At 32.5% G+C, this 12,369-nt stretch carries 11 protein-coding genes; 3 read left to right on the forward strand and 8 right to left on the reverse strand.

What is annotated here, in order from left to right:
* Positions 1-59 precede the first annotated feature (59 nt).
* Together ACFVRR_RS04280 and ACFVRR_RS04285 are read right to left on the reverse strand one after the other, a co-directional pair.
* Entirely contained in the window at positions 60-887 is an 828-nt protein-coding gene (locus ACFVRR_RS04280; RefSeq protein WP_387325105.1) for a hypothetical protein, read from the reverse strand.
* 298 nt (positions 888-1,185) lie between these two features.
* A complete protein-coding gene (locus ACFVRR_RS04285; RefSeq protein ID WP_387325108.1) occupies positions 1,186-2,721 on the reverse strand; it encodes a DHA2 family efflux MFS transporter permease subunit in 1,536 nt (511 codons plus the stop codon).
* A 211-nt stretch (positions 2,722-2,932) separates the two neighbouring features.
* Between ACFVRR_RS04285 and ACFVRR_RS04290 the strand changes: the two genes are divergently transcribed.
* From ACFVRR_RS04290 to ACFVRR_RS04300, 3 genes are all read left to right on the forward strand, one after another.
* A complete protein-coding gene (locus ACFVRR_RS04290; RefSeq protein ID WP_387325111.1) occupies positions 2,933-3,823 on the forward strand; it encodes a TetR/AcrR family transcriptional regulator in 891 nt (296 codons plus the stop codon).
* Between the two features lie 286 nt (positions 3,824-4,109).
* Positions 4,110-6,188 carry a carbon starvation CstA family protein gene (locus ACFVRR_RS04295; RefSeq protein WP_387325114.1) on the forward strand — a complete coding sequence of 693 codons (2,079 nt, stop codon included), beginning with the start codon at positions 4,110-4,112 and terminating at the stop codon, positions 6,186-6,188.
* Complete coding sequence (locus ACFVRR_RS04300; RefSeq protein ID WP_387325117.1) at positions 6,178-6,381, forward strand: YbdD/YjiX family protein; 204 nt, start codon at positions 6,178-6,180, stop codon at positions 6,379-6,381. Before ACFVRR_RS04295 ends, ACFVRR_RS04300 begins: the two co-directional genes overlap by 11 nt.
* A gap of 81 nt (positions 6,382-6,462) precedes the next feature.
* Here the strand turns inward: ACFVRR_RS04300 and ACFVRR_RS04305 are convergent, their stop codons facing one another.
* The 6 genes from ACFVRR_RS04305 to queF all read right to left on the reverse strand — a co-directional run bounded on the left by ACFVRR_RS04305 (position 6,463) and on the right by queF (position 12,365).
* On the reverse strand, positions 6,463-7,134 hold the full coding sequence (locus ACFVRR_RS04305; protein WP_387325120.1) for a YdeI/OmpD-associated family protein: 672 nt from the start codon (positions 7,132-7,134) through the stop codon (positions 6,463-6,465).
* 112 nt (positions 7,135-7,246) lie between these two features.
* Positions 7,247-9,190, reverse strand: a complete 1,944-nt coding sequence (locus ACFVRR_RS04310) for an FtsX-like permease family protein (protein ID WP_387325123.1) — start codon at positions 9,188-9,190, stop codon at positions 7,247-7,249.
* Positions 9,180-9,941: an ABC transporter ATP-binding protein gene (locus ACFVRR_RS04315; RefSeq protein WP_025568323.1), complete on the reverse strand. Its 762-nt coding sequence runs from the start codon at positions 9,939-9,941 to the stop codon at positions 9,180-9,182. The genes ACFVRR_RS04310 and ACFVRR_RS04315 overlap by 11 nt, the downstream gene beginning before the upstream one ends.
* A 104-nt stretch (positions 9,942-10,045) precedes the next feature.
* Entirely contained in the window at positions 10,046-11,050 is a 1,005-nt protein-coding gene (locus ACFVRR_RS04320; RefSeq protein ID WP_387325127.1) for a sensor histidine kinase, read from the reverse strand.
* Entirely contained in the window at positions 11,050-11,736 is a 687-nt protein-coding gene (locus tag ACFVRR_RS04325) for a response regulator transcription factor (RefSeq protein WP_387325130.1), read from the reverse strand. The genes ACFVRR_RS04320 and ACFVRR_RS04325 overlap by 1 nt, the downstream gene beginning before the upstream one ends.
* A 131-nt stretch (positions 11,737-11,867) precedes the next feature.
* Positions 11,868-12,365 (reverse strand): preQ(1) synthase, encoded by a 498-nt coding sequence (gene queF, locus ACFVRR_RS04330; protein ID WP_088012612.1) that lies wholly within the window; start codon positions 12,363-12,365, stop codon positions 11,868-11,870.
* Positions 12,366-12,369: the final 4 nt, after the last annotated feature.

Consider the following 12,369-nt stretch of genomic DNA (forward strand, 5'->3'; position numbering starts at 1 on the left):
TTTAAGATAATCTGCAGTGATGTCTTTTAATTATTGATACTAAATGGATAGTAAAGTTTTTATTCATAGTAAATTCTTACGGCTTCATCGTCTAAGTGCATTAAACGTAGTTGTTTTGAAAGATAATTTTTTACTTCTTCATCATCATAGAATAATGCCTTTGATTGTGCTTCGCGTAAAAATACTAATTTAGCCTCGAGTGATGAGGTCTCAAAAAAGTGTACTACTTCATCAGTGTCTAAAGTAAGAATATTTTCTTCAAACTTAAATAAGTTTTGATTTTTTGTTTCTTCCGTTTTCGTCACAATCTTATTTAGTATTCCAAGGCTGTCCTCAGTCGGTAAGACGATTTGATTTTCTCGCTCATTTTTGACTCCGATTAAGTAATCTTCTAATGATTTAAACGGTTCAAGTGAAAATTTTTGCTGAAGCACCTTTCTTTCCGCAGCGTCATATCCTTCTATAGTTCGAGTCGCTTTTATTTCAGGGATCTTTTGAAAAGTATCCTTATTAGTAGTGACATCTACAACCTCCACAGCACCTGGTGCATAGCATATTAACCTTAGGAAATCATTTAAATTTTTAGCAACAATTTGTACCGGATCATCGGAGTCCATTGGTGAAACACGTACAATATAAGCATCTTCTAAATCACCAACTTGGCCAAAATCAGTTAAAAAACCAAAATGAACTCCATCTGAACCAGTTCTTGCAAATTGGATAACATCAAGGGGAGTGTTTAAATAACGAGTATCGATATTTTCATAAGAGAAATATAAACCACCCAAAGACCCAGACTCACGATCTAATTGATTTTGTAAGTTAATTACATTAACTAGTGTTTTAGGGATTTCGTACTTTCCGTAATTCAACTTAACTTTATCCATTTCGAAATTCTCCTTTGTAGACTTACTCCCTGTGAAAAATAGTAGAAAAGCGATTAATAGACATATAATAATTTTTCTTAGCATTTTAAACCATCCGATAAGTATGCATTAAGTAGTGGTGAGTTTTTTTAATGATTTGTTAATTAAATTATAGCCTTTAATAATCAGGGATTAAATAGAATGTTTTATAACAAAAAGGACGCTATACACTTTAATATCACGTTTTGTTTAACAGATCGTAACAAAAAAAGTTCAACCAATTTTGGTTGAACTTTTTTTAGTCTAAGAACTTACTTTATTAATTCTCTGCTAACTTTTTCTTAAAGTTAGTACTAGTATTAGTATTTTCTTTCACTACAGGTTCCTCTGCAGCTGTTGAACGTTTGATAAAGAATGCAAGAACTAGTGCAACTGCGGCAACGAATACCGTTACATAAAATGAGAAGTTAATTCCCTCTAACATTGCCTTCATTGTGATCTCTTGCTTAATTTGAGCAAGCATTTCAGGTGTAGGTTTACTAGTCACATGCTTCATTGCTTCAGCAGCAAGCTCTTTAGCTTTTGATTCTGTACGATTCGACATTACTGTTATGAGTAAAGCTGTACCAATCGCACCAGATACTTGTTGTAAAGTATTATTCATCGCAGTACCATGTGGATAGAATCGTTTTGGTAATTGATTTAAACCATTTGTCGATACTGGCATCATTACCATCGACATACCGAACATACGTAATGAGTATAAAATAATAATATGCGTATAAGTTGTATCCATTGTTAACTTACTTAAGAAATAAGTAGTAACAGTCATAATCGCTAAACCTGTTACTGCAAGTATTCTTCCACCAATTTTATCAAATAATTTACCCGTAATTGGTGACATAATTGCCATTAATAAAGCACCCGGTAACAGCATTAAGCCTGCATCAAAAGGTTTAATGCCTCGAAGCGTTTGAGTGTAAATAGGTAAAAGCATCATTGCTGAGAACATAGCCATTGTAACTACAATTGAAATCGCTGATGATAAAGCAAACATTGGGTAGCGATAAATTCTAAAGTTTAACATTGGCGTATCAAGTTTTAATTGACGTAAGATAAATAGTACTAATGAAACAACCCCTACTATTAAAGTAACGTAAGCTTCTGGACTATCCCATCCTTTTGTTCCCGCAGTACTAAAACCATACAATAATCCACCAAAACCTATACTTGATAAAAGAACTGAGAAAAGGTCGATCGTACTGTTTGATTTCTCTTTTTTATCTTTAAGTAAGAAAAAGCCGATAATTAAAATCGTTAATGCAATCGGTGAAACAACATGGAAAAGCATTCTCCAGTCATAATGTTCAATAATCCATCCTGATAAAGTTGGTCCGATTGCTGGTGCACCCATCATTACTAAACCAAAGAAGCCCATTGCAGTTCCTCGTTTTTCAACAGGGAAGCTAGTTAGCATAACATTCATTAATAATGGCATTAAAATAGCCGAACCGGAAGCTTGAATCATACGGCCCGCTAATAATAAAGGAAATACATGTGCAAATCCTGCTGTTAAAGTACCGATATTAAATAAAAGTAGTGCAGTTAAAAATAAATGTCTAACAGAATATTTTTGGATTAAGAATGCAGTAGTCGGAATTAAAATTCCATTTACTAGCATATATCCAGTAGAAAGCCATTGAACAGTCGAAGGCTCAACGTCTAAATCCTTCATAATAGAAGGTAATGCAATATTAAGTAAAGTATTGTTTAAGAAAGCAATAAAAGCACCAATCATTAGGATTGTAAGAATCCCGTATGGCGGATTAACTGATTTATTCATGGAATGATCCATGATTTCCCCTCCTTTGTACATCTAGTTCAATTTTTTGAACTGCGTTTCCATCTTCTATATAAGATAATATGATATACCATTCAATCATTAGATGCAATTATAATAACCATTAGAAATCTTTAATAATCTAATCTGATATTTACTAGTTAAAAATGTTAAAATAATGTACTATGTTTTTTAAGCAGTAATTAACTAGAACCAAGGTGATTATATGAATGATCGTAAACAGCATGTTGTAAAAATAGCTCATGAATTGTTTATTGAAAAAGGATTTCAAGCAACGTCAATTCAAGACATATTAGACTATAGCGGAATTTCTAAAGGTACATTTTATAATTATTTTTCGTCTAAAAGTGATTTAGTAGTCGCATTATTTAATATGATTTATAAAAAACTTGAACATGAAAGAAATGAGTTGTTGATCGGACAAAGCCCTTCAAATATTGAAATTTTCATTAAACAAATAACTTTATTAATGGAGGCAAATAGAGATAATAAATTGATTTCTCTATTTGAAGAAGTAATTTATATAAATGACTTAGATATTAAACAGTTCATAAGGGAAGGTAATTTTAAGACATTAAATTGGGTGTATACACGTTTCTTAGACATTTTTGGCATTGAAAAGAAAGATTTTTTATTAGATAGTGCCATTATGTTTTTAGGAATTATTCACCATAATGTGAGATACTATGACCTTGCAAAAGATATGAATATTAGTATGGATCAAGTCGTCCGATATAGTGTAAATCGTATGATTAAGATTGTTGAGGATGTGGAGGAGTCTGGTGAGCAATTATTCAATTTGGAACTATTAGATAGATGGTTACCAGTAAGAAAGACCGAAGAAAATCTTCAACAAAAGCTTTGTAGTATTATTTATACAATGAAAAAATCAGCATTAAATAGTAATGACCAACAAAAGTACAATGAGTTACTAGATTTTTTACAAAACGAATTGTTGCAGTCGAAAACACCGCGAAAATTTTTAATTGAGAGTGCTCTAGTATCCTTAAACGAAGGGAAGACGTTACTAGGAGAAAAAGAACTACAAAGGCTGAATGAACTAATCGACATTAATTTTATACAACATGTAAAATAACTTAATTAATATGAAAGAAAACCATCCTTTAGCTTTTAACGCTTAGGATGGTATTTTCTTTTGTTTAAAAATGATTAGTTCTAATGTTGCGAAAGTTAAAGTTGTATTTTCCCTTGAAATTCTTTAATTAGATAAGTTCAATACAACTTTCGTCTACTTTTATGAAGAAAAAACAGCTTGAAATCAGTATAAATGTCGTTATTATACTTTTTTTACCATTAATTGACAAAAAATTCTGAATTAATGATATACTTTCTTTTATAAATGAAAAAGGAGGTAACTTGGTTTGAAATCTTTAAAATCAATAGTAGTTTGGGGATTAATTTCAATACTTGGAGCTTTCTGTTTTTCTGTATTAGCTTTAAAAAGAGGGGAAACAATAAATGCAATTTGGCTCCTCACGGCGGCAGTTTGTACATATGCAGTGGCTTATCGTTTTTATAGTAAGTTTATTGCAGAAAAAGTATTTAAACTAGACGAAGATCGTAAAACACCTGCTGAAATTAATAACGATGGTAAAGACTTTGTACCAACGAATAAGTGGGTACTATTTGGTCATCATTTTGCAGCGATCGCAGGGGCTGGCCCACTGGTAGGACCAATTTTAGCTGCGCAAATGGGTTATTTACCCGGAACGATATGGATTATAGTGGGAGTTGTATTTGCAGGGGCAGTACAGGATTTTGTCATATTAGCTGCTTCGACACGTAGAAACGGTAAATCGCTTGGAGAAATGATTAAAGAAGAGATTGGTCCTATAACAGGAGTCATCGCGTTAATCGGTATATTAGGAATTATGATTATTTTATTAGCTGTATTAGCACTTGTTGTAGTTAAAGCGCTTGCAGGAAGTCCATGGGGAATGTTTACGATTGCAGCAACTATTCCGATCGCAATTTTCATGGGTATTTATATGCGATACATACGTCCAGGTCGAGTAGGAGAAGGGTCTTTTATTGGTGTAATTTTATTACTACTTTCTTTATTTGCAGGACAATATGTAGCAGAAAGTCCAACTTTAGCGGCAATGTTTACGTTTAAGGGAGAAACGATTGCTCTTATGTTGATTGGTTATGGGTTTATAGCATCTGTACTTCCAGTTTGGCTATTATTAGCTCCACGTGATTATTTAAGTACATTTTTAAAAGTTGGAACGATTTTAGCTTTAGCAATTGGCATTATTATAGTAGCACCAGACTTACAAATGCCGGCCATTACAAAGTTTATTGACGGAACGGGACCAGTATTTGCGGGTAATCTATTTCCATTTTTATTTATAACAATTGCTTGTGGATCTGTTTCTGGATTCCATGCATTAGTTGCTTCAGGCACTACCCCTAAAATGATTGAGCGTGAAACGCATGCACGTGCTATTGGTTATGGTGCTATGTTAACGGAGTCTTTTGTAGCAGTAATGGCTATGATTGCCGCTTGTTTATTAACTCCAGGAGCATATTTTGCTATAAATAGCCCGCCTGCCATAATTGGAACTGATGTAAACCAAGTGGCTCAAGTAGTTTCAAGCTGGGGCTTTACAATAGCTCCAAATGATTTGAGCACACTAGCAAAAGACGTAGGGGAACAAACAATTCTTTCTCGTACTGGTGGGGCACCAACTTTAGCAATCGGCATGGCGGCTCTTTTTTCTAAAGTAATTGGTGGTAAGGCATTAATGGCTTTTTGGTATCATTTTGCTATTCTATTTGAGGCGTTATTTATTTTAACAACAATTGATGCTGGAACAAGGATTGGACGTTATATGACGCAAGACATTTTAGGCAATGTGTACAAGCCATTTGGAAAGACGGATTCACTTCCTGCAAATTTAATTGCGACAGCATTTTGTGTTTTCGGCTGGGGCTATTTCCTTTATCAAGGAGTTATTGATCCACTTGGAGGCATTAATACTTTATGGCCATTATTCGGTATCGCAAATCAAATGCTTGCCGCCATTGCATTATTGCTAGGCACAACTATCTTGTTGAAAATGGGGAAAAAGGCATATGCATGGATTACATTAGTGCCAACAATCTGGATCTTAATCGTCACAATGACAGCTGGTTGGCAAAAGCTGTTTCATGCATTACCAAAAATAGGGTTTTTAGCGCATGCGAAAGTTTTTAAAGATGGTTTAGATGCTGGCAAAATTCTTGCACCAGCAGCTAGTAAAGCACAAATGAATCAAATTATTTTAAATGACTATATTGATGCAACAATTTGTGGATTGTTTATGGTGATTGTCCTTTTAGTTCTAATTGCTTCGATTCGAAATTGGATCAATATAATATCTAATAAACCGATAAAATTACATGAAACTCCGTACATTAAACGCGAAGAAAGTGAACCGAAAAATTATGCACTATAAAGTGAAGGAGTTCAAAAAATATTATAAGCAGTTTATTAGTTTATTAGTAGGTGTACCTAGCTATGAAAAATATGTTGAACATATGAAAACACAACACCCTGATCAACCAATTCAAACTAGAAAAGAGTTCTTTATCGAAGCGCAAGAGTCACGTTTTAATTCTAAAGGCGGTAAAGTTACTCGTTGTTGTTAAAAAATCCAAACAGACAGGCTGCACATCTAAAAAATCTAATAAGTGAAGAAAATCCACAAGTAATCTTGTGGATTTTTTGTTTCATTTTTTATCTCTACGATATAAATCAAGCGTTTTGTATCCAGCAGCTAAGACCATTTTCATTTCTTCACGTCTTTTTGCTTTCGTTGCTTCTTGCTTAGCGCTAAAGACGTGTCGTGCCCAATCTTTACGATACCCAGGAGTTAGAGACTTATAGATCGTAAGTAATTCAGGAGAATCTTCTAAATCCTTTTCCACATTTGGAATCATATCGATATAATCATCTACACATTGGCTTGCTTTGGATGAATTCGCAGCTTTTGTTTTTGATTCGTCTTTTAATCCAACAACTGTAAAGACGTCATCCAAACCAACCATACGAGAAAATTTAATTGTACTTGAACCAATATAGCCGCTCTCATCCGCACCTAATCCTTCGAATAAATCATCACGATGAATATAAGTCGGATATACTTTGTTTCCTTTTTTAGGATAGGCGATAAAAATATAGCCATTTTTATCTAAATAATGATTCTGGATAATCTTTGTGACTAGTTCTTTTAGCGAGTCCATATCAAGTACAAAAGCAAATATCAGATCGTAAGGATGGTTTTGTAGATCCGTATCAAAATGTGGTAGATCTGCAAAATAATTTACATCACTTGGTTGATTTAAAACAGTAGCTTTTTTATATTTTTTTAAGTTTAGCTTTTCAACAATGGTTTTAGTCATTCCGATCCACCTTTAAAGTAGTATGTATAAGGCTATTATAAATCAAAATAAGTAAAAAAATAATAGAAGCTAAAGTTCGAGCTTCTATTATTTATTAGGTAGTAATGTTAGTCTAAAGAGCTTCTTTAATTACTTTTTTATAATAAAGAACCGATAAAAGACCAAAGACAGAGTATAAAACAGCATATAAAACCATGACGATAATCATTGGAGTCCAGACTTCAGTACCGAATAAGAACCATCCAGATTGAACGGCAAAATAGCTATGAACTAGTCCGACTACTAATGGGATACCGAAATTAAATAATTGCTTAGAACGTATTCCTCTTAATAAGTCTCTACGGGAGAAACCTAGTTTACGTAAAATAGTATAGTTTGGTTTTTCGTCAACACTCTCATCCATTTGTTTAAAGTATAAAATACATCCTGATGTCATTAAGAATGTAAGTCCTAAAAATCCGACGATGAACATAATAAGTCCCATATTTGCTTTTTGACTTTTAACGATTTCAAGTCGAGAATCATTAGGATAATTCTTATCAAGTTGATGGTCCTCATAAATATTATTTGCTTTTTCGATTAGTTTTTCATCACTTATATTAATGCCATTGTAGACAGTAGAATCTTTTTGAATTGATGAATCAAGATTCTGTTTTAATGTTTTAAATACTTGATCGTCTACAATAACAGTAGGAAATCCCCCATTTGTGAAGTAGGAAGGTATAATCTTTTCACGTTTTAAACCTAAATAATTTAGATTAAATTTTTTCTTACTGCTAGTTAATTCAATATGCCCTGAATCCTTTAAGGTCATAAATTTCTGAAGCATATCGTCGTATCCAGTAAATAAGGCTTCATTTGAAGCAAGGTTTATTTTAACTGACTTTTCGCTTACTACCGCTAGTGGGAATTTATCAGCATCCTTCATCATACCTTTTAACTCTGTATCTAGTATTTTCTTTATATTTGCATTAACTTGAATAACCTCGGTGTGTTTTTCTGTATAATTAATACCATTTTCATCTAGTGCAGATTTGAAAGTTTGTAAATCTTTCTTATTATTTAAGAAAAAATCAGCAGGGACATGGCTCTCAGCTGTCTTTTCTGCAGAATAATAAGATATATAGCTTAAAGATAATAAGCCAATCGCTAGTGCTGAAACGGTAGTAATAATTGTTAGAAGCAAGGCATTAGACTTCATTCTAAACATAATTGAAGATAAAGATAGGACATCATTAATATTTAAATAGCCATTTTTCTTTTTACGAATGATATTTAAAATAAAACGAACCGAACTTTTATACACTAAATAAGTTCCAATAATGACTGACGCTAAAATATAGATCATTACCGAAAAAAGTGCAGTCATAGTAGTAAAATCGCCATCAAATAATTTTGATGATAGAAAATAACCTGAGATTATTAATAAAATACCTAAAATTCCAATAGAAATCTCGAAGACAGACATTTTTTTAAGCTTTCCTTCAGTCGATGAGACTACTCGGAACAAAGATAAAATAGTTTGTCTTTTAATAAAAGTATAATTCATTAACATAATGAACGCGTAAATTACGATAAATACAATTAATGTTTGCACTAATGCTTGTGAAGAAAAATGTAAAGTAGCAATCGCTTTTACTCCGACGATTTTATATAAAATCATAATGATCAGCCTTGAAATCGAAAAACCTACTAAAATCCCAAGAACCAATGAACTAAAATATAGAATACAATTTTCAACTGTTAAAATACCGAAAATCCTATTTTTAGTCATTCCTATTAATTGAAACAAACCAATTTCTTTACTTCTTCTTTTTATAAAAATCATATTTGCATATAAAAGGAAAATCGAAACGATTGCGACAAGTAAAATCGACGCTGAGCGAATTGCTGCTGCTCCTTTAATCGAACCCTTTGTTGCTTCCATTGATGGGTCATACTGCAATGTAACAAATGAGAAGTATAAGGCAGCACTAAAAATTAATGCAAAAACATATAGATAATAGTTTTTTAAATTCTTTTTTAAATTTCGGAATATCAAATGATTAATGCTCATGGTGAACACCACCTAATACACCTTGGGTTTTCATAATATCTTTAAAGAAATTCTGTCTCGTTTCATCGCCTTTGTGAAGTTGTGAATAGATTTGTCCATCTTTAATAAAGACAACGCGATTGCAAAAACTTGCTGCTACTGGATCATGTGTAACCATTACAATTGTCGCGTTTCTTTTCTCATTTAGTTCACTTAGTTTATTTAATAAATCTGAAGCAGATTTTGAATCCAATGCGCCTGTAGGTTCATCTGCGAAAATAATACTAGGTTCATGAATAAACGCTCTAGCGGCTGAAGTACGCTGTTTTTGTCCCCCAGAGATTTCGTTAGGATACTTATCTTTTAATTCATAAATGCCAAGCTCTTTCGCAATAACATCAAACTTTTGATTGGCTTCACTTGGTGACGTTTTTGTTATTGATAAAGGTAGAAGTATATTTTCTTTTACAGTTAATGTGTCTAGTAAGTTGTATTCCTGGAAAATAAAGCCTAAGTAGTATTTACGAAATTCTGCTAATTGTTTTTCTTTCATATCCGTTATGTCTTTACCTTCAATTGCAATCGTTCCACTATTAATCTTATCGATCGAGGAAAGAACGTTTAGTAAAGTAGTTTTACCAGATCCAGAAGGACCCATGATGCTAACAAATTCACCTTTTTCGATGTTTATATTAATGCCACTTAACACTTCTTGTTTATTAAATTTATTTCCGTAACTTTTATGAATTTTATTTGCTTCTAAAATATTCATTTCTTACACTCCTTTATTTTCATTCGATAAAATTAGTATAAATGGTTACCAAGACCGTTTCCTTTGATTAACCGAACAATAAACAAAAGCATGTGACAATTTTGTCACATGCCTGTTATTTTTACAAATTCATTTTGTTTTGGGAAGGTTAGAGTGAAAATCGACCCTTTATCTAACTCAGACTTTACTTGGAACGTAATATGTAGGGACTGGGCAGCTTTCTTTGCTAAATATAATCCCATCCCTGTAGAGGCATTATCTTGATGCTGAATCGTTGAAGTAAATCCTTTTTCGAAAATTCGCGGCAAATCTTTTGAATGAATACCTCGACCGAAGTCTTCAATTTCAAGAATCACTTGCTCATTTTTTTGCCTACTTATAATCCGAATGTCTGAAGATGGACTATATTTCACTGCATTTGTTAATAGTTGTCGTAGTATATATGATAGCCATTTAGCATCACTGAATACTTCTAGCTCCTCTAGTTCAATCTCAAATCCAATCCCTTTATGTATACACCATGATTGCAAAGTTTTAATCTCTGGATAAATGACATCTTCCAGTTGAATTTTTTCGATGTAAAGATCATTTTCAATAAAAGGTATTCTTTTTTGGTGAAGCTGTTGATCTAATAATAGGTGAATACGTAGCCATTCATATGTTAAATTTGATTTCAACTTTTCATCCTTCATACGATCAATCATTAAGTGCATTGCTGTTAAAGGAGTTTTTACTTCATGGATCCATGATAGGAGCTCATCTTTTTCTTGCTCTAAATAAGTTTGATTTTGAATCGCTATTTTTTTTAATAAGCTCGTTTGATTGGTGAAGCTGTTTTCAACAATTTCTTCAAATGGACTATTTGATTCTTCAATTCCCGTCAAATCAAGGTTATCTTCACGTTCAACAAGACTTTTATAAAATTTTATTTCTTTAGGATATCGAATGACTAAAAAAATGATAAACAATAACAGTGAAAGAAAGACTATGTAAAGTAGTGATTTTAAAGGAATTGACGAATCAATAAATGAGACAAATACAACGAGTACTTGTGTTAGTAGAAAAAAAAGAATCCAACTAAATCGCTCAATTAGGAATGTTTTTATCATTAGATGACCTCTTCTAAAGCAATATATCCTTGACCAACCTTTGTTTCAATAAATTGTCCTAATCCTATTTCATCTAGTCTTTTCCGCAATCGATTTACGTTTACTGTTAAGGTGTTATCACTAATAAATCGTTTATCATCCCATAGGGCATTTATTAATTCCTCACGACTTACGATTTTATTTTTTTGTTCAATTAGTAGTTTTAAAATATAGATCTCATTCTTTGTAAGTTCAATTGCACCGGTTTCATTTGATACAGTATTTTTTTCATAGTCGACGGTTGCACCACACCAAGTTTTAAGAGCGATTTTTTCGGTATTGTAATTATATACGCGTCTAAGAGTAGCCTGGATTTTCGCAATTAGTACATCAAAATGGAATGGCTTTTGTATAAAATCATCTGCTCCAAGCTGCATCGACATGACCATATCTGAGGGGTGATCTCTTGAAGATAGAAAAATAATTGGTACATTTGAATGGGAACGAATCATACGACACCAATGGAAACCATCGTATTTTGGTAGTTGTATATCAATGATGACTAAATCTGGTTTTATCTCTGTAAACTCTTGAATTACCTTACTAAAATCTGTTATCCCATATACTTCATAGGACCATCCAGATAAGCGATCTTTAATCTCAGTGAATAGAGAAGAATCATCTTCAATGAGTAATAGTTTAAACAAATGGTTTCACCACACTTTTTATTTACTTTCCATTAATTGTAAAATAAAAACAAATTAAGTGCTATAAACGAATATAGTATTTACCTGAATAAAAAAAGTACACTGTATTTTATACAGTGCACTTTTAGTTCTTATCGGTTATCAATCTTCTCAGGATATAAATCATGGTTCATCATACGATGTTCAGCCATTTTTTCGTATTTTGTACCTGGTCGACCATAATTACAATATGGGTCAATTGAAATTCCGCCACGTGGAGTGAATTTCCCCCAAACCTCAATATAACGAGGATCCATTAATTTGATTAGGTCATCCATAATAATATTCATGCAATCCTCATGGAAGTCACCATGATTACGGAAGCTAAAGAAGTATAATTTTAATGATTTACTTTCAACCATTTTTTTCTCAGGAATATAGCTTATATAAATTGTCGCAAAATCAGGTTGACCTGTTTTTGGACAAAGTGAAGTAAATTCAGGGAAATTAAATTTTACGAAATAATCACGATCTGGGTGAGTATTATCAAATGTTTCTAATATTCCTGGATCGTATTCAAATAAATATTTTGTGTTGTTGCTTCCAAGTAATGATACATCTTCTAGTGAACCTTTTGATCTTCCTACCATTTTG

This window comes from Gottfriedia sp. NPDC057948 (genome assembly GCF_042887255.1).
Taxonomy (GTDB): domain Bacteria; phylum Bacillota; class Bacilli; order Bacillales; family Bacillaceae_G; genus Gottfriedia.